The organism is Aeromonas sp. QDB54, assembly GCF_027707385.1.
GTDB lineage: Bacteria > Pseudomonadota > Gammaproteobacteria > Enterobacterales > Aeromonadaceae > Aeromonas > Aeromonas hydrophila.
The window spans coordinates 1-16,313 of sequence record NZ_JAPCIT010000024.1; the positions used below are offsets into that span (position 1 = coordinate 1).

Genomic DNA, 16,313 nt, shown 5'->3' on the forward strand with positions numbered 1-16,313 from the left:
ATCCTGATAGGTCCGAACCAGAGCAAAAACAGGCAGTTTAAAACAGGTTTACGCGACAACTATCTTGAAAAACGCCGTCCGTACTACTGGTACAATCTTTGCTTATACAAGTCTAGTACAAGGATCGTGATTTATTATCGACCCGGTGATGGTCGCTTATACAAACAAATTAACAAGTCAAGAGGTGTGTGTGAATGTACATGAGTCAGGATGAGCTAATGGCATCCATCTATTCGATGGCCGCTCCAGGTGGCACCATCTTCAAAAATGTCTCCGATTTCTTCTCCGAGCGAGGCATATTTCTTGAAAAGATCGGTTCTGGTCTTTGGGCCTTCTCATGGCTCAAAAGTAGCCCTCAGAGTGAGGCGACGGTCCAACGCAACATCCCAGGCCATGGCGCAGTGCTGGTACTCCCCACCTACGATGACCTACTCATGGAGAGAGTTACTGGGCTGATTGCGCATGAGTGCGAACAACTCAGTTACGTTGCCCAATACGGCAATGTGGAAGATTGGCTCTGCGACGGGTCGATGGGGAAAAGCGAAGAAGAACGAAAGGCTGCCGCAATGGTGGAAGACCTTATTGAGGGATTCCACGATATTGCTGATACAGCCTTAATAAATGTTCTTAAAAGCAATAATTTAATTACAGAGCAAGAGATCTCTACTCTGCTTTTTCAAGGCGATCTGTCCGATAACTGCCTAGTCGGCACCGATTTTTTACACCTTGCAGAATAAGATCTATATGACAAATTACTCAACTATTCCTTTCGTTCAAATACAGTTACCAATACCCGCTTCTTATTATCGTCATTGATGACCATCAGATATTTGAATTTATGGAGGGTGCGAATAAGCACCCTCCACAACGAAACAGAAAAATTTAGTTCATTAAATTCAAATACTTACAAGGGCGCATTTTGTTGGATGAAAATAAAGTTTCATCCTTTCGCCGCCTTGAAACCCAGAAATTACGTTGCGATCCAGCCCGCTACGATGGTTAAAGTTTCATCCTAAAGTCAGTGATTTGAGCAGTAAGAACGGCTACAGCCCAGCAAAATCAATGCTTTCATCCCGTTGGGATGACACTTTATTTGCAAGGATGAAACTTTATTTTCATCCCACACATTTTTATGTTTGGTGACTTATTCGCACCTTCCCTACGCCACCAGCAGGCTTAACCGCTGGTGGCAATATTTCAAGCCGTTCTCAATACTGCCTTTTCTTAAAGTAGCCAAGCCTTCTCAGACGAGATAAGAAATTCTTTTTGAAATACAGCCCACCCGGTAATGCTGCTAAAACAAAAAGCACCATAAAATAAACTGCATAAACCACATTAGAATTAAAAGCTTCACGCCACCCATTGATAAACACGGGAGCAATAAATAACGGTGCAACCAATACACACGCAAACAACACGTAAACAATACCCCCCCCCCACATATTTAGCAAAGGCACCGGACCTACCCAGGAAAAATAGAGTTTTCCCATAAACAACGAACCCTACTAATAAAAGACCTGATACAACAACAAAGTACATGGCCGTAACAATCCACATCATATTAAAACCCCTTACCAAATAATTCACCCGAGCCAACGGTAACACCTTCAACCACAGAGCCAACAGTATTTCCCGGAATTTTATTTATCCCTGATGAACTTAATGGACGTCCAATGATTGTAAAGCGCTAAGGGCTAATATAACGCCCTATTGTACTTCCTAGAGGTCCTCCTAAAGCCCCTCCCAGCGCAGCTCCAGCCACAGCGGAAAAATCATAATTACAGTAATCAGTAACATCCTTTCCTGAAACATATAGACCAGCACTTTGACCAAGCAGGCTGGCTATACCCGCACCAGCCGCCGCTCCGGCAGATAAAGGGTTTGCGCGAACATACCCATAGGTATCCACCCCATCGAACAGGCCAAGGCGGTCTGATTGTAAGTAACGGCCAAGTGCTGGGTCATAGTAGCGATGCCAGTTGTAATGGAGCCCGGTCTCCGCGTCGTAATACTGTCCTGGGAATCGCAGGTTGAAGGTTGGCCCCTGGGTGGTGACGCTGGCCTTACCGAACGGGCTGTAGCTCGCCTTCCAAACCACTTGGCCGCTGACGGCGGCCGGGCCAACGCCAGAGCCTGATCCACACTATCATCCGCCTGAAAAAAATCTCATTACCTCTGACGGATAAAGAAACAGATTTCCCCCTTTGGCAAAAAACAGATACCAAACAGAAAAAGCCACAGAAAAAACACCTGCAACACACACTTCAAATATATTTCTTGCAGAGAAATACTTGTAGTGCTTTATTTCGTATCTCGGGGTTCTCATTTTGACAAGATTTTTCAATGTCAACCAAAGAAAGATAACCCCAGTAGGAAGGATAACTATCACAACCCCAAAGAAATAAATTGTGTATATAATAAAATCAAACCAGTTATTGATTTCCATAAACCGTCCCCAAAGCTACGCCAATAGCAGAACCATGTGAGCCGTAATTAATCCTTGGATTCCTCATTAGCTCTCTTTAACTTTAATATTTTCCTTAGATTTAAGTATCCATAGGTTCCTGAGAACACTCCATACCCCCCCCAAACACCAACGGACAGATATAAGGCGAATTTACTTAGAGGCCCATTCACATAGTTGAATAAAGCGAACACTGCAATCCCTATAAGGACTCCAGCTAACGGAAATCCAAGCAGATATACTGCTCTATATTTTAAACCGATTTTTTTCATCTTATTCTTTATCTATATGTTTTGAAATCTTATCCACAATGGATGCAGTATCCATATTCATTATCCTCCCTGCTTTTTCAATCAGAAACTCAGCTTCATTTGTTATGTTCTTTGACTCTTCATTAATAATGTCAATGATAGTTTCTAGTGCGATTCCATACTCACCCACATCAATAAATTCTTGCACTTCTATACTTTCAGATTCAGAAAACGAATCAGACAGCACCATAAGCAAAAGATCTAGCGTGGATTCAATTTCTCTATATTCATTTTTCATTTTGGATTCCTTGGTACGTTTGTTGGAAAACCCGAAACAATATCACCATTAGATTCTTGTATTACACGAACATTAATACCTTCTTTAACTGCCTCTGCAATAGTCCTACCACCGCGCCCAGCCTTTCGAGAAACATTTAGCCTGAGACTCTGGAGCCTCGCAGAGGCCTCTTCGACATCGAGCACCTTCTGTCCACTGGCAATCATGTCGTTAATGTAGTCCGCCGCTTTCCACCCGGAAGTGAAGAGAGCTGCTGGTCGATCTTTGCTTGCCCACTCACATTCCCCGAGCATGACAACCACGGAATGAATGTTTGCCAACCCAATGTTGGGAAGAAGTGCCTCAATAGCCTTCACATGCTTGTAGTTCTGACGAAACGGGTTCTGGAACTTATAGGTGTTCTTGAAGATTTTCTGGGTCCACTGCTTGTCTGATTCCTTGCCATAAATCCGGCCTTTATAGAACTTTGTCTCGACGACAAATATTCCGGTTGGAGCAACGACAATGTGGTCTATCTGCGTCGTATCCCCTTCTGAAACCACCAGTGTGACATCATCCAAAAATCTCTTATCCCTTTTACGATGTCCTGTTTCTGACCGTTTGCGCTGTGATTGGTGGCGCTCAGGGGTGGGAGGACATCGAAGACTTTGGCGAGGTCCATCTGGCATGGCTTCAAGATAAGGGACTGTTTCTAAATGGTATTCCTGTGCATGACACCATCGCCAGGATCATCTCCCGCATCCAGCCAGAGCAGTTTCAGGCAGCATTCATTCGCTGGACCCAGGCCATCCAGCAGCAGATGGATGGGGCATTGATTGCCGTTGATGGCAAGACCCTGCGTCGCTCCTATCAACCCGGAGATCGTTCATCGACTATCCACATTCAAGGCGATCTGTCCGATAACTGCCTAGTCGGCACCGATTTTTTACACCTTGCAGAATAAGATCTATATGACAAATTACTCAACTATTCCTTTCGTTCAAATACAGTTACCAATACCCGCTTCTTATTATCGTCATTGATGACCATCAGATATTTGAATTTAGAATCCCGGTGCCCCCAGACTTCCACGTTATCCACGCGGCCATACCTCATTGCTTTGTGGCGGGCCACCCTCTCATCGAATGGTTGCAACTGTAGCTCCGGGTGCTTGAGGCGGCCGACAAGCGAAGCCCAAGGTTTCTTGGGGTCACCAGATGTGATCCTAGCTTGATATTGGCTGAGGGCATGTTGAGTTACAAGCACTGGGCCAATAGCAGGTGTATTGATCTCATCATAGGTTTGAGTGAATGCCTGCTTGTCCACATCAAGGAGTTCGATGTTACTCTCACCGGGCTCATCCATGTAATCCATGCCTTGGGCCACTTCAATAGTGGCCCCCTGCATCCTGCCAGTCAGGAAGGATGCAAACTTAGCGGCGAATGCCTTACTTGATTTCCCCAACGCTAGTTTCTTGATCGCACCTTTCGAAACCACCAGCTTGTAACCAGCTCCGGCGCCTGGCTCCCGGCAGAATACCTGCTTATCCAATGCCAGGTGTCGAATCGCGATCAACTCTGCGAGGAGGTCAGATTCCTCATGCTCGAAGTCCGTGCGAACGTCCAGAATGCCCTTGCGTTTCGTACCTACGCGCCAGAATACCAGGGCTGAGTTGTTGGATGTCTTTTTGGCGACAGTGGTCAATGTCATCATGATACTTACCTCGTTAGTGTTGTAGGGTGTTGATCGGTCTCACCGTCAAATCCCCCTTAATGTTTTATTCAATGGTACCACTGCATCTCAAAATGCAACTGCATATGCAAAACGCAATAAAACCCAGCCCCAGCCGGTTCGGCTGGGGCTGCATGGGCTATGCCCGCACCACACCTCCTAGAGACCATCACTTGGCTGACTTGTCTTGGTGAGGCAAGCCGGTTGCGGCATCAAGATCTTTTGGCTTGCCCGCCTTCACGATGCGGCTCATTTGCCGTTTAGCGACGCCCCATCGTTCTCCTACCTCGGTCAACGTCCAGCCTTTACCCCGGATGTGCTGGTGCATGGGCTCGCCCACCATCTTTGAGGCATTTTTGTCATTCAACGGTAGACCGTTGGCGGCATCAAGGTCTCTTTGCTTTGCCGAGTTTGCGATGCGGCTCATCTGCCGTTCTTTAATCCCCCAGCGCAGGCCGACCTCAACCAGCGTCCAACCTTTCCCCCGAATGATCTGGTGGAATGGTCCGTTAGCTTTGCTAGTGCTAGTCATAGGTGTCTGGCTTACCTCTCGTCATAATTATCTTCCAAAGGAACGCGAATATATTCACAGTTCATCCCAGCCAGCATGTGGATGGAGAGCCTGTGGGGAATTGGCTATGCGCCCCTCTCCTCCGTTCCATCGTCATAGCTTTCCTGCCACAACTTACTGGGTTTCCCACCCAGTAGTTCTGGATGGAATGGCCCCTTCCTGCTGTCACCCATGCGCCGACCAACAGCGTCATTCCACCCCTGCCGGTATCCTTCCGTGCGGCAGTATCGAAAGAGCTGCTCTATTTGCTCTTCGGAAAGCTGATCAACTCTAAGTCCGCTCCAACTCTCCGCCCCGCGGGCGTTCGAGGAAACCCGTGGCAATATCGCGGGGTCATTAGAGTAAAAAATCAGTGTTCCCATTGTTCCTCTATCCCTTGGATTCCAGCCTATCGGCCATCGCTTCAAGGCGTTTGGCGACTGCCTGGGCCTCTTTGAGCTTCACCGGATCGGGGCGGCCATCGGCCCCCTCTGTCAGTTCAGTTGACTCCAGATCCAGCAACCGGCTAGCCGCATGACGGAGCATGAACACCCTAGCAGTTGCTTGCTGCGGCGATCACATCAGCCGCCATGACATTAGCCAGCTCAGGAGCCAATACTGTCGTGGCGCTGATTAGCCTGTACTCGCCCGCCTCATACTCGCTCGGCCAGCCGACCAGTTCGGCATGAACCTTGATAAGGCCCGACTTTGGCAGACCAGCGCCGAGAGCATCAATAAATTCCTTGTCGCCGTCCTCGGCTATATCATCAAGAACCATCTTCCGCACATCCGCGTCATGCGATGACACCTCAAGAACGGCACCGGCTGACCAGCTCACGCCAAGGGCTATCAGGGCTGTAAAAGTCATTTCCATGGTCTGTCTTTCCCTTAACTCTTATCGCGCTCACAGCAGTTCGGCTGCGGAGATCTCGTCCTCAATGTCGGACAGAGCGGCTTTCATGTCGGCTGGGGTCATCGAAGTCCAGTCGCGGATTCGCTCCCTGATGCTCTTGAGCAGTCCATCCTATTTCAGCAGCTCGTCGCCGACGAGGGCAACGAGCCCTCTCTGTTCGAGTTCATCGGTCGAGTAACCTCGGCAGATTTTCTGACAGACCACGATGCGCCGGGCGTTAGCTTTCTGCTGGCCACCATAAATAGGTGGGCAGATCGCGATAGGGGCACTGCCCCCCTTCTGCTCGATGATAACCTCAGCGTCGCTGCTACGAGCAGGATGCTTTTCGTTGACGACCCAAGGGCCTTCTGTGTGTTCCATGCCGTTTATCCTCTTACTTATCGCCGGTCTGGCCGGGGCTCAGTACGGCTATACAACCATCATCGCTCGTACCGCATGACGGGCAGCAGAGGGCCGCTACAGCCGCACGGGCCTTATCAAGCGCTGTTCCACGAGCCATTCCCTCACGATTCATACTGTATGGCTTCACGTAATCACAGTGCAGGCATTCAGCTTCGCCTTTCAGCATGTAACCAGGGAGAGTGATGCGTACCAATTTCATAGCTTTCCCTCTGATTTAGGCCACGATGGAATAGCCGTGGCGGTGCGTCTCGATCATGTCTACCCATTCCCGAGTAACCAACTCACGATCTTCTTGGCTATAATCGGGCCCCGCTGCGGCTTTGATCATTTCATCAGAAGGGGTTAAAGGCACGAGCTCAAATGTTGCACGGTTCTCCTGCACCCAAGCCATCGCGGCATCTGGGGCCATCTTCAAAAGCTGCTCTACTGTCATGATTACCCCTTTATCTGCCTGACTACTTGAAGATATACGCTTTAAAGCAGCTATCACATCGGCGGCCATTTCATCTCCAAGCTCGGGAGCCGCATCGCCGAAGTATGGAAGCGGACAACAACTCATGCAGGGCAATACATTGCCGTTCCTTGATACTTCTTACGGATTAGCACTGTCATATATGTCCACTTTAACCCCGGCTTGCTTACCAGTCAAATATGTCTACCTAGTTTAATCCCAAGTGTGGGATGAAAATATTTTCATCCCACACCAAGATTAGTTCGCTGAGACCAAACAAATCCCATCAGGTGTTCATGAAGGGTAACCATGGGCTGGTGCCTTCCCCCAGGATTTGGAGCATAAAAAAAGGGGTCAGCTTATGCTGACCCCTTTTTATCATCGTGATTCACGGATGGCCGTGAGGATGCTTTTTTTGCTTTTCGCGCTCATGGAAAAGGTATGCACTTCCAATCGCAAACAATATTAAGAATCCAAACAGACCGACCAAGATGGCGATGCTGCTCATTCATCCTCCCTATTGCCCATACCGGTCAGGATTACCCCTGTTAACCAAAGGATAACCCCACCCAGCAGTACGAGCAAGGCTTCGTCACCGGTTATTGTATCACCAGTGACAACCACGCCGACAATGCCGACACTCAGAGCGTTGACCCCGACCTTACGCAGGTCGTCGCCGATAGCCATTAGTGTCTTCTTGCCAGGGGCCAATAACAGCACCCACCACATTTTCATGCGCAAAAACTTCTTCATCATTCTCTCCAAAAATTGGAGGGCGCATGACCCCCTCAGGGGTCTTTGCCCCCCTAAGGGTTTAAAAATTAAGCCGAGGCCTTGAGGGCCTTTGGCTTGTTGTGCATGGCTTCAATGATCCTGGTTGCCTCTTCTGCATAGGGTCCGACTATCTCCACCAGGTTCCCTCTTCTGGAGAAGGAGCTGATGAACAACATTCGCTGCCCGTGCATCAAGTCGGTGTACCGAGAACGCATCAATACCATATAGGCCGCCGAGTCACCTTCCCACCCCAAAGGGGGTGAGAAGGGGCACACAGCGTCATTGCCAGGCGTAGTGTTAACTTTCGCAGCATTAAGAACGGCCATATTCAGCTCTCCTTCTGGCAATAAAATCGCGCAGATAGCGAGCATTCGGGAAACCGAGAGTCCCCTGGCTCATCAGAACGTCATTCCAGTCAACGCCTTTCGCCTTTGCCGGGATCGGGAGTTTAGGCAGCAGCACGTAAACCTGAATGCCCAGCTTTTCCAGCTTGGCTTTCAGCACGTTTGCTGACTTCTCGCCGGTTACCGACTTGTCTTTATCAGCCCAGATCAAGACGGTGTGCACACCGGCCGGAATCTCGACAGACTCCATCAGGGTTGCGTTCACCGTTGACCAGACGGGTATCTGAGTCACTCGATAAGCCGAGAGCGCTGTTTCGAGCCCTTCGGCCAGACCCAGAATCCCTTCTGTCGGTTCACCCAGTCTCACCGCCGCGCCATTGACATCCAATCCATCGGGAATTGGCATCATCTTTTTGGCGTTAACTACCTTGGCCTTTTTACCGCTTTTGCTCAGGTAGGTACGGTGGAGCGTAACCAAATTACCGTCAACGTCTCGGATGGCGCAAACGATGGCCGGGAACTTCCCGACCTCATTGCCATCTTCGTCGTAGTAGGCCATTTCTGGATGGAACCGCAAGCAGTCTGATTTCTCTACCTCATCCACGTTGAACACGAGTTCACGGCTTTGGAGGTAGAGCCTCATTGGCTCAGTAATCCGGCAGGAATATGGAACACACCCCTCCCAGATTTTCTCAATCTTCTCGCGAAGACGAGCGCTGTAGGCGCGTTCACGCTCCATACGCTTCGCCATTTCCTCTTGAAGTTCGAGTAACCAGGGTTTCGGTTGTTCACGGAACATCGGAACAACCTTCTGGTTGGTTATTGCAGCTGGGGCTTCCGGCACGACCGGTTGTTCTGCGGCCACAGACATGGCCACTTCACTTCCGACTACAGGTTCTACACCGCCGTTTGAGCGAGCGCGAAGCGCTGTCACCGTCGCATTACTGCGTTCTACCACCCAGGTGTTACGGTGGGTTTGCATGGGTTGTTCCTTCACGACATTCCCCTGTTCATCCTTGACTTGGATGAGGACAGTGACAGGCTCGCGCCCGAGGTTTGTCATGATGATGTCTTCGCCCAGTTCAACACCACATTCACTAATGGCCCGCTCAAGATCCACTCCCCAACAAGTCCGCTCATGATTGGACTTGGTACGGAGCACTGCGAAGTAATTGAGCTCGTTCTCCTCTTTATGGTCAAACGGCGCTTGGCCGTGAGCAATAAGAGTGCCGCTGACAACCTTGTGAGGTTTACCCTCGCGAAGTTTGTTATTCACCATTACAGGTCCTTGCTGAACAGGACTTGCCTGTACAGGAACTTGCGCTGGTTTCACCGACGGCTGTTGAGTCTGGTTATCTTCTTTCTCGACACCCAGGTACTCACCTACTTCAATCAGACACTGCTTAAAGTCAAGATTGTTGACCCACATCAGCAGCTCAAAACCATCATGGAAAGCACCGCATGTGTTACATACACCGCCTCCTGTTTGATGGACATCTTTGAACAACCGAAAGCCATCACGCCCCCCATGAATTGGGCAACTAACATGACGACCTGGCTTACGGAGCGAGGGTTCAAGATGGGGCGCCAGGGCCGCCAGGATGAACAACCAATTTCCGACTGCTGCATTACGAACGGTATCAGCTTTGTAATAAGACATAGGTTTCTCCTTAGCGATAACCCCGGCATCGAGGCTTCCTTAATCCCCCCGTTGCAAGGGGTTTAAGGAAACCCCGACACCGGGCAGATACGCCAAGGAGGCACCCCAACCGGGGAGCTCTCCCCGGCAGGGGTTTAAAAATCAGCCCCCGAAGGGAGGCCGATTAGGATCATCACAGAAACAGTTGAGTGCCCTCTTCCGAGGCCAACATGATCGTGACGAATGAGTGATTAACATCGCATTTAATGACCACTTCCTTCGGAATGAAAAATCCGTCAGAAGTTGGTATGGGGTAGTAAAAGCGTATCCGCTGCCACTGCTTGTAGTCGGTGAGCGCAACCTTTGTTTGTGCTGAACAGACTTGCAAAAACAGAAGCTGATGGTCGTCTACGTTTTTACTGCTGAGTCCGATAACACCGAGGTAGACCGCCTTAGTGACGGCCACACCAGTTAGGAAACCAGCTTTTTCAGCTAACGCTGAATGGTCCACCAGCAGCTCATCATCGATAGCTTGTTGACGGATGTGGGTAGGGTCCAAAATAACTTTGTTCATAAGGTGTACTCCATTTTGTGGTGGGTACACCGATCCCGAGCGGGATGATGTACCCGCAGGGGTTAATAAAATTGCTGTTTGTTTTGGGAGACCAGCTATCTCACGATTTACTCTCAGCAGAGAGCAAAATCTTGCTTTCCGAGTAACACAAAAATTTCACATGTGAAATTTTATGCCACCTGGAAAGCAGGGGGTTTCCCCCTGCCTTCATCATGCCGCTTTAAGGTCGTTAAGTAATCTGACCTGCGTTATCACATCCCGGAGCATCTCACGTCTGTATCCATCGTACTTCTTATCATCGATGGATAGGGTCAGACCATACATGCTGTTGTCAGCCAAGATGTAATCGCCATCATGATCACGAACCTCAACACGTAGGCCCAGCACTCGCTGACTCCCATCCAGGAGATCGCGAATGGTCTGGTCTCGACAATCTGCATCCCAGTCATCCATGTCAAACTCGTGTTCAGGGAGCTCGATGACACGTACCTGGTAGCTTTCAGTAGTTCGTTGCCAAACAACTGTCTCTTCATACGGGGTAGCTTCGATCAGCTTATATCCATCAGCTTCAAGCCTCTTGGATAAGCTCTTTACGTCGTCCTGGAGCGCGTCAATGAAGCGATCCCAGATACCTTGCCAGCGTTCCAACATCTCAGGGTTGATACCCTCAATGCCAGTTCCCAGCATGGTCTCTTCATCAGGGAAAACCCCGGTGAAGTCCACGTTGCTATCGATTCTCATCGTATTCCAGTGACTGTAATGCTGACCGAAGCTGTTTCGAGTTATAGATAGGTCACAGTTACCGTAATCGCGAAGAACATTAATCATGTGATCGATGTCCTTTTGCGCCATCAGGTTCTTCACTCGGCGAACTGCATCGGCTGAGCCCTGCTCGGTACCGAACAAACGCTTCATCAGTGCCTGAACGTCATCAACACCCAGGCTTCCGTAGAAGGCCATGCCATCTCCCTGACAGTATCCCAGACTGTATTCGATAGTCAGATCTGCGGGGTAGCCGTGCTTGACCAGTTCATTTTGAAAATGTTGCTTAATCATAGGTATCTCCTGATTTTCAGTGGGAGACACCCTCCCCTCGGGGACGGATGTCCCCGGTGGGGTTAATGGATTACTTCATTGGAACGTGGCGATATTCTCTTGTGCCAGTTACCGGATGATTGCGATGACGGAACGAATGGACGCCATTACTGGTACCCATGTACTGCCAGGCTTCCTGAGTTTCTGGATGGACACACGCTGGATCGCCAGAGTTGATCTCCTCAGACGCCAGCTCGGCCCACATGCTATGCCATTCATCAGAATCGAGCACTACCTGACGATAACTCATACGAGTACCACCTCTGCAAGTTGACGTTCAGCGTTGATAGCAGCGAAGTCGATCGGCCTCTGTTGCCCATAGGTCTCATTGACGCAACCTTCTGCGTTGATGCTGACGAGTAGCATTCTATGAATCCCGCTTTTCAACGGGTAAACGATGGTGACGTGTTTGCCTTTGTACTGTTCAGACAATACGCCTTTGAGCTCATCGACAGATTGAAAGAGCTTGTCACAACCAAAATCCTTAATTTTGAGGTAGCCAGGACCAGGGCTGCGTGTGGCTATATCGGACATATTGACTCCAATTGGATGTTGGAGGTACGCCAAGCCCGACCGGGGCATGATGTACCCGGTGGGTAAAAGTGAGATAGGTGGGTTGGTGCTCTCACGGCATTTTGCTAGAGAGGTGCCAAGCAGTCACTTATTGTTGATCTTGTGCGCGAGGGCGACAACAAACGGCGTGAAGGGATGGTTCGCGGGTAACGAGCCAACTAATTCCAGCGCCAAGCCTTGCTCTCGGGTTTGAATGACGTTGATGACCTCTTCGATGATTTCATCATCAAGTTCGGTCTGGACGTTCTCAAGTTGAGAAACGAGTGAGTTCAATTTTTCCATGAGGCATTCTCCTTGATGGGGGGGGATTTGGATCGCCCCCAGAGAGGGCTCTCCGGATTGAGGAAGTTTTGCTGTTTTGGGCCAGCTACCATTGAGCCAGCAAGCGCTGACAATGGGAAAATATTATGTGCCCCAGGTCTTTTTGTAAAACGCTGTAAATGCCTTTTTGGGGCGCAAAAAAAACCTCCCCGAAGGGAGGTCCATGTTATGCGGCCAAAGACAGGCCAACCTGTCCCCTGTGCGGCTTACCATGCAGATGCTCTTGGCGATGGATTGCCTTGATCATCGTTCTGACATGCCGATGCAGAGCCTCAGGATGACGCTTTGACAGTAAATTCAACCAGTCCAGACTCAGCGCTAACGCTGAACCCTCGTTAAGCGCAGCCAGGATGCCTTCATACTCTTTCACAAGCTCATGGATAACCTTGCCAGCCCAATCAATGCCAGCATGTTCCAGAAGCTCGTTGAGAGCCTTATAGGCCTTCCTTCGTGTGGCGATCATGTAGCGACGGATGTCCGTATTACCGGCACCTTCCCTCCCTTCCATGACACTCATGCCAAAAGCACTGGAGTAGCCAAGCATTGCACCGGATACGTTGTTAAACCAACGAGCTTGGTGCTGCTGTGCCTCCGCCTGAGCTTCCGCATCAAGACGAGCCTGGATGAACAGGCCTATCGGCGTTTTGTGGTGGAGGTGGTATCTGAACGCGAGATCCAGATTCAGCCACCAGCGCACCGTTGCCAGTTTCCCTTTGATTTTTCGTTTCACCAGATCCCGGTACTTAGCATCGCTGAGCACCTTGACATCCTTGCGCTGCTGGAGGCCTTCCATCGTCTGGTACCCGGTGAGGCCCATTTGATGGTAGGTCTGGCCGCGCTGCATCATTCTGTGATACAGAGCGCCCTTCCCCTTCGCAAGCTGGATTACTCCAAACCTGAGGTAGAACTGCGCTGCACTGCCGGGGGTGTATTGTCCTGCCAGTACAGATTCACGCAATCGCGGGTACTCCTCCCAGATAATGAACGCGGCGGAATCCGGATCGACCGTCACCTCGTCATCTTCTGCGAAACAAACAACCCGCCTTTTCCCGTCCGCGGTATTGATTACCCGCACTGCTGCTGGGTCATCGCCACCGTCAAAGTAGGTCATTTCCGCCATAGGATCGGCCAGGCCGTCAGAGAGCGAGCCATCTCCCCAACGGGCCACCTTTAGCCACAGGGGCTTGGGGATCGGCGTCTGGGGAAAGGTTTCACACTCAGCTTCATCCTCCAACAAATCCAACTCACCAAAGGACCAGACCCTGTGATAAATCTCCAGGGCCCGGAACGGTTTGTCGTTGAAGTGATGGAACGACCACATAAAGTCGATGTGCACCAACGCTTGTTCCGACACGATCCGGAACTGCGGTTCAGCCATACGACGATTCCACTCGTTATCCTCGATCAGGCCCATAGCCAGCATATCAGCCTGCTTTTCGGCTCTCTGCTGCTCTATAAAGTCCATGCTGCAACAAACATGGAGCAACCTCTCGATGAACTTGGGGTGGTAGACGTCTGGCTGAATTTTGATGTACCCGCCCGCATAGATCGTTCTCCCGACCGGATGACGATCCTCCCAGGCGTAACGCCGCTTAGCAAGGTACCGCTGGATGCTATTCAGGCCCTTCATGTAGTTGTGTTTTTCAGGATCGGTGGCGAGTAGGGTCTCCATCGACTTGTCTAACCCAACAGCCTGGCAGGCCCAACAACCAAAGCGGGCGCCACAGGCGTCGCTTTTCTTCTTATCATTGGCCGACCAGACACATTCCCCTGTCGCCGCCTTGTAGAGTTCCGCCGTTTCGGTGTTGCTCTCCAAGTAACTTGGCAAAGGGTAAGCCGCCCCCATTCCTGAGGACAGTAGCAACTCCCACACGTCGCTTGCCAGCCATTGCTTCACCACATACAACTCACCTCCCTCCTTTGTCTTTACGACACGAGTGGAGTTTCCTTGCTGTTTGGCAATGTTGGCCGCACGAATGCTGCTCTCAGCATCACGACTACCGAGCATCAGGCAAACCCTCTCACGCACCTCCTTGGGAAGGTCTCGCATGTAGGCTGCCTTGGCCCTTTTGGCAGACGAAATTTTCAAATCACAAACTACACTGCCTGGCGCTACTGTTGGAAAAAGTTGGCAATCCGCGCCCAGTTAAGATGCGGCCAGTCCAACTTTGAGTGATCCCTGGCTTTGCCAGAACGATAGTCAACGGAAGGTTCTCCTTCGCGATGAAGCGTTCCAGGGCAGCCAGTTTCTTATCCGCCAACCAGCGAACCTCTGGGCTCTCGATTAGCGTGTCAGTATGAAGAATAAAGTGGTGCTGACTGATGGTTTGTCCTGTCCGAACAGCCCGGATAAGGGCCATCAGGAACAAGTGCAACACCGTTTCAGAGTCTTTGCCACTAGAGTACCCTACCATCATTGTCCAGCCGTCCAGTAAAGCGGTATGAATCGCTTCTACGGACGAGGTGATCAACGATGCAAGACTGGTACCTCGACTCGCGTCCACGAAGTTCAGATCCTCGTTATCCGCCAGTGTTGACCATACCGAATCCCACTTGTCCCCCCGAAGAAGGACTGGGTGAGGTTGTGCCGGTACGTCAAAGTTCAGTGAATGTTGCATAGAGGGCCTCCTGATTATCAATAAGCAGGGTGCCCTCCCCTTCCGGGTAAGCACCCCGGTGAGGGTTTTGTTTCAACGACACTTATGCAGCCAGCGTAGCTTTGCGGCGGCTAGGTATCCGAACGATACAGCTTTTAACTTGAGTGCCGGAGTCCTTGAAGGTTCCAGCAGGCAGGTCTTCCGGCTTTATTCCAAACGCATCCAGCAAGGTTCGAAAACCCGTATAGATCCGGCTTGTGTTGTCCTTTACCGCCCCTGACATGATGGCGTGGACCTCCACACGATCAGGCACAATAGAAAGGACATACTCAACGTGCTTCACATCCTGAGCGCCAGAGAATGGCGGGTTCATGAGCACGACATCTACATTGGCTACATCATCCGGGGTGACATCGAAGATGTTACACCCGATGATACGGCCACCAGCTCGCCGGAGAGGTTCATGGAACGGCTCATAGAGCTCCACGGCCAACACCTCTTTAGCTCCGGCAGCGAGAGCCCGACGAACAATGTAACCCTCTCCGGCCGACGGTTCGCAAACCACCTTGCCGTTGAGCTTCACACCATCCAGAAGACGATCACCAGCAGGATCCGTGGTCGGATAATACTGGAGGGTCTTCTTGATGTTGATGTCCTCCCCCTGCATAAGCCGGGTCAGAACATCGGTTGCAGTTGCTTGACTATCAAAACCAAACGAGGAGCCTTGATACTTCCCATTTGCCTTTATCAGCGCTTTTTTCAGTACCTGATAGGAATGCGGTGCGAAGGTGACCGATGTTGGCAATACCAAGCGAGGCCCATCCACAACAAGCTGTTCAAGCATTTGAGCCATGGTCAGCTCAATGCCCTCATCCCGTAGCTGAGATTCGGAAACCAGCTCGACACTCAACAATCGGTACTGGCTCACTTTGTCCTGGTATTTCTTGCGGGGTACACAAGGCACATTCCTCGGAGTTCCTTTATGGCCCTCCCAAGTCACGACACCGAGGTATTCTCCCAGCCGATACACACTCCAGCTCACGCCGTTGTCCACGATTGTCACATGTCCTTGACGGTGCATGGCAATGGCGTCTTCGACGGTAGCGGCTTTGTATTTCATCATCTGCTGAACTTCCACAGGAAGGTCACTGCATTGCACGTAATTAGTCATCGTTCTTCTCCGGTAGGAGAAGGAACGGCCCCATCAGGGGCACGTTCCCCCAGTGGGTTAATAAAAAAATTGATAGTTTGCTGTTTGTTTTTGGCGACCAGCTATCGCACGTTTTCGCTCTCCAGGGAGAACAAAATCTGCTTACCGATGGCGCGGCCATGGGTAAGTAGACTGTGGTGAAAGCAG

Annotated in this window: 23 protein-coding genes and 1 pseudogene; 2 read left to right on the plus strand and 22 right to left on the minus strand. The window is 50.5% G+C overall.

The genetic code is table 11. The features are described from left to right. Positions 1–218 precede the first annotated feature (218 nt). Positions 219–737 carry a hypothetical protein gene (locus PG881_RS19615; protein WP_270802276.1) on the plus strand — a complete coding sequence of 173 codons (519 nt, stop codon included), beginning with the start codon at positions 219–221 and terminating at the stop codon, positions 735–737. A 471-nt stretch (positions 738–1,208) separates the two neighbouring features. Here the strand turns inward: PG881_RS19615 and PG881_RS19625 are convergent, their stop codons facing one another. The 6 genes from PG881_RS19625 to PG881_RS19650 all read right to left on the minus strand — a co-directional run bounded on the left by PG881_RS19625 (position 1,209) and on the right by PG881_RS19650 (position 3,681). Next, the gene (locus tag PG881_RS19625; RefSeq protein ID WP_270802278.1) at positions 1,209–1,490 is read right to left on the minus strand and encodes a hypothetical protein; all 282 of its coding nucleotides are present in this window, start codon (positions 1,488–1,490) and stop codon (positions 1,209–1,211) included. A 197-nt stretch (positions 1,491–1,687) separates the two neighbouring features. Next, the gene (locus tag PG881_RS24045; protein ID WP_442866401.1) at positions 1,688–2,098 is read right to left on the minus strand and encodes an RHS repeat-associated core domain-containing protein; all 411 of its coding nucleotides are present in this window, start codon (positions 2,096–2,098) and stop codon (positions 1,688–1,690) included. A 48-nt stretch (positions 2,099–2,146) separates the two neighbouring features. Further along, positions 2,147–2,446 carry a hypothetical protein gene (locus PG881_RS19635; protein WP_270802280.1) on the minus strand — a complete coding sequence of 100 codons (300 nt, stop codon included), beginning with the start codon at positions 2,444–2,446 and terminating at the stop codon, positions 2,147–2,149. A gap of 47 nt (positions 2,447–2,493) precedes the next feature. Then, a complete protein-coding gene (locus PG881_RS19640) occupies positions 2,494–2,736 on the minus strand; it encodes a hypothetical protein (protein WP_270802282.1) in 243 nt (80 codons plus the stop codon). Position 2,737: 1 nt separating this feature from the next. After that, positions 2,738–3,013 (minus strand): MafI family immunity protein, encoded by a 276-nt coding sequence (locus PG881_RS19645; RefSeq protein WP_263212186.1) that lies wholly within the window; start codon positions 3,011–3,013, stop codon positions 2,738–2,740. Then, entirely contained in the window at positions 3,010–3,681 is a 672-nt protein-coding gene (locus tag PG881_RS19650) for a nuclease-related domain-containing protein (RefSeq protein ID WP_442866402.1), read from the minus strand. The genes PG881_RS19645 and PG881_RS19650 overlap by 4 nt, the downstream gene beginning before the upstream one ends. On the opposite strand from PG881_RS19650, the pseudogene PG881_RS19655 reads away from it, so the two are divergent. After that, positions 3,567–3,896, plus strand: a pseudogene (locus tag PG881_RS19655) (ISAs1 family transposase); the annotation flags it as partial. The gene PG881_RS19650 and the pseudogene PG881_RS19655 overlap by 115 nt on opposite strands. An 83-nt stretch (positions 3,897–3,979) precedes the next feature. Here the strand turns inward: PG881_RS19655 and PG881_RS19660 are convergent. From PG881_RS19660 to PG881_RS19740, 16 genes are all read right to left on the minus strand, one after another. Beyond that, positions 3,980–4,705 (minus strand): hypothetical protein, encoded by a 726-nt coding sequence (locus tag PG881_RS19660; RefSeq protein WP_270802290.1) that lies wholly within the window; start codon positions 4,703–4,705, stop codon positions 3,980–3,982. Positions 4,706–4,892: 187 nt separating this feature from the next. Next, positions 4,893–5,150, minus strand: coding sequence for a hypothetical protein (locus PG881_RS19665; RefSeq protein ID WP_270802291.1), 258 nt, complete (start codon positions 5,148–5,150; stop codon positions 4,893–4,895). A gap of 513 nt (positions 5,151–5,663) precedes the next feature. Further along, positions 5,664–5,819, minus strand: a complete 156-nt coding sequence (locus tag PG881_RS19670; RefSeq protein ID WP_270802293.1) for a hypothetical protein — start codon at positions 5,817–5,819, stop codon at positions 5,664–5,666. A gap of 7 nt (positions 5,820–5,826) precedes the next feature. Further along, on the minus strand, positions 5,827–6,147 hold the full coding sequence (locus PG881_RS19675) for a hypothetical protein (RefSeq protein WP_270802295.1): 321 nt from the start codon (positions 6,145–6,147) through the stop codon (positions 5,827–5,829). A 150-nt stretch (positions 6,148–6,297) separates the two neighbouring features. Beyond that, a complete protein-coding gene (locus tag PG881_RS19680) occupies positions 6,298–6,546 on the minus strand; it encodes a hypothetical protein (protein WP_270802297.1) in 249 nt (82 codons plus the stop codon). 256 nt (positions 6,547–6,802) lie between these two features. Then, positions 6,803–7,090, minus strand: coding sequence for a hypothetical protein (locus tag PG881_RS19685; RefSeq protein ID WP_270802299.1), 288 nt, complete (start codon positions 7,088–7,090; stop codon positions 6,803–6,805). A gap of 453 nt (positions 7,091–7,543) precedes the next feature. Continuing rightward, positions 7,544–7,792 (minus strand): hypothetical protein, encoded by a 249-nt coding sequence (locus tag PG881_RS19695; RefSeq protein WP_043774414.1) that lies wholly within the window; start codon positions 7,790–7,792, stop codon positions 7,544–7,546. A 333-nt stretch (positions 7,793–8,125) separates the two neighbouring features. Beyond that, entirely contained in the window at positions 8,126–9,817 is a 1,692-nt protein-coding gene (locus tag PG881_RS19700) for a DUF7146 domain-containing protein (RefSeq protein WP_270802306.1), read from the minus strand. Positions 9,818–9,989: 172 nt separating this feature from the next. Further along, positions 9,990–10,370 carry a hypothetical protein gene (locus PG881_RS19705; RefSeq protein WP_270802308.1) on the minus strand — a complete coding sequence of 127 codons (381 nt, stop codon included), beginning with the start codon at positions 10,368–10,370 and terminating at the stop codon, positions 9,990–9,992. 210 nt (positions 10,371–10,580) lie between these two features. Next, complete coding sequence (locus PG881_RS19710; protein WP_270802310.1) at positions 10,581–11,426, minus strand: NgrC; 846 nt, start codon at positions 11,424–11,426, stop codon at positions 10,581–10,583. A 70-nt stretch (positions 11,427–11,496) separates the two neighbouring features. Further along, a complete protein-coding gene (locus PG881_RS19715; RefSeq protein WP_270802312.1) occupies positions 11,497–11,715 on the minus strand; it encodes a hypothetical protein in 219 nt (72 codons plus the stop codon). Then, positions 11,712–11,999 carry a hypothetical protein gene (locus PG881_RS19720; protein ID WP_270802313.1) on the minus strand — a complete coding sequence of 96 codons (288 nt, stop codon included), beginning with the start codon at positions 11,997–11,999 and terminating at the stop codon, positions 11,712–11,714. The genes PG881_RS19715 and PG881_RS19720 overlap by 4 nt, the downstream gene beginning before the upstream one ends. 123 nt (positions 12,000–12,122) lie before the next feature. Continuing rightward, positions 12,123–12,320, minus strand: coding sequence for a hypothetical protein (locus PG881_RS19725; protein WP_270802315.1), 198 nt, complete (start codon positions 12,318–12,320; stop codon positions 12,123–12,125). Between the two features lie 205 nt (positions 12,321–12,525). Continuing rightward, complete coding sequence (locus PG881_RS19730; RefSeq protein ID WP_270802317.1) at positions 12,526–14,409, minus strand: phosphoadenosine phosphosulfate reductase; 1,884 nt, start codon at positions 14,407–14,409, stop codon at positions 12,526–12,528. Between the two features lie 40 nt (positions 14,410–14,449). After that, positions 14,450–14,977 (minus strand): hypothetical protein, encoded by a 528-nt coding sequence (locus tag PG881_RS19735; protein ID WP_270802319.1) that lies wholly within the window; start codon positions 14,975–14,977, stop codon positions 14,450–14,452. A gap of 82 nt (positions 14,978–15,059) precedes the next feature. Continuing rightward, positions 15,060–16,127 (minus strand): type I restriction endonuclease subunit M, encoded by a 1,068-nt coding sequence (locus PG881_RS19740; protein WP_270802321.1) that lies wholly within the window; start codon positions 16,125–16,127, stop codon positions 15,060–15,062. Positions 16,128–16,313: the final 186 nt, after the last annotated feature.

Coding starts and splice junctions, on each gene's coding strand:
- PG881_RS19615 (WP_270802276.1), top strand. CDS start 219: ATGGCATCCATCTATTCGATGGCCGCTCCAGGTGGCACCATCTTCAAA.
- PG881_RS19625 (WP_270802278.1), bottom strand. CDS start 1,490: ATGGGAAAACTCTATTTTTCCTGGGTAGGTCCGGTGCCTTTGCTAAAT.
- PG881_RS19635 (WP_270802280.1), bottom strand. CDS start 2,446: ATGGAAATCAATAACTGGTTTGATTTTATTATATACACAATTTATTTC.
- PG881_RS19640 (WP_270802282.1), bottom strand. CDS start 2,736: ATGAAAAAAATCGGTTTAAAATATAGAGCAGTATATCTGCTTGGATTT.
- PG881_RS19645 (WP_263212186.1), bottom strand. CDS start 3,013: ATGAAAAATGAATATAGAGAAATTGAATCCACGCTAGATCTTTTGCTT.
- PG881_RS19650 (WP_442866402.1), bottom strand. CDS start 3,681: ATGCCAGATGGACCTCGCCAAAGTCTTCGATGTCCTCCCACCCCTGAG.
- PG881_RS19660 (WP_270802290.1), bottom strand. CDS start 4,705: ATGATGACATTGACCACTGTCGCCAAAAAGACATCCAACAACTCAGCC.
- PG881_RS19665 (WP_270802291.1), bottom strand. CDS start 5,150: ATGAGCCGCATCGCAAACTCGGCAAAGCAAAGAGACCTTGATGCCGCC.
- PG881_RS19670 (WP_270802293.1), bottom strand. CDS start 5,819: ATGCTCCGTCATGCGGCTAGCCGGTTGCTGGATCTGGAGTCAACTGAA.
- PG881_RS19675 (WP_270802295.1), bottom strand. CDS start 6,147: ATGGAAATGACTTTTACAGCCCTGATAGCCCTTGGCGTGAGCTGGTCA.
- PG881_RS19680 (WP_270802297.1), bottom strand. CDS start 6,546: ATGGAACACACAGAAGGCCCTTGGGTCGTCAACGAAAAGCATCCTGCT.
- PG881_RS19685 (WP_270802299.1), bottom strand. CDS start 7,090: ATGGCCGCCGATGTGATAGCTGCTTTAAAGCGTATATCTTCAAGTAGT.
- PG881_RS19695 (WP_043774414.1), bottom strand. CDS start 7,792: ATGAAGAAGTTTTTGCGCATGAAAATGTGGTGGGTGCTGTTATTGGCC.
- PG881_RS19700 (WP_270802306.1), bottom strand. CDS start 9,817: ATGTCTTATTACAAAGCTGATACCGTTCGTAATGCAGCAGTCGGAAAT.
- PG881_RS19705 (WP_270802308.1), bottom strand. CDS start 10,370: ATGAACAAAGTTATTTTGGACCCTACCCACATCCGTCAACAAGCTATC.
- PG881_RS19710 (WP_270802310.1), bottom strand. CDS start 11,426: ATGATTAAGCAACATTTTCAAAATGAACTGGTCAAGCACGGCTACCCC.
- PG881_RS19715 (WP_270802312.1), bottom strand. CDS start 11,715: ATGAGTTATCGTCAGGTAGTGCTCGATTCTGATGAATGGCATAGCATG.
- PG881_RS19720 (WP_270802313.1), bottom strand. CDS start 11,999: ATGTCCGATATAGCCACACGCAGCCCTGGTCCTGGCTACCTCAAAATT.
- PG881_RS19725 (WP_270802315.1), bottom strand. CDS start 12,320: ATGGAAAAATTGAACTCACTCGTTTCTCAACTTGAGAACGTCCAGACC.
- PG881_RS19730 (WP_270802317.1), bottom strand. CDS start 14,409: ATGCGAGACCTTCCCAAGGAGGTGCGTGAGAGGGTTTGCCTGATGCTC.
- PG881_RS19735 (WP_270802319.1), bottom strand. CDS start 14,977: ATGCAACATTCACTGAACTTTGACGTACCGGCACAACCTCACCCAGTC.
- PG881_RS19740 (WP_270802321.1), bottom strand. CDS start 16,127: ATGACTAATTACGTGCAATGCAGTGACCTTCCTGTGGAAGTTCAGCAG.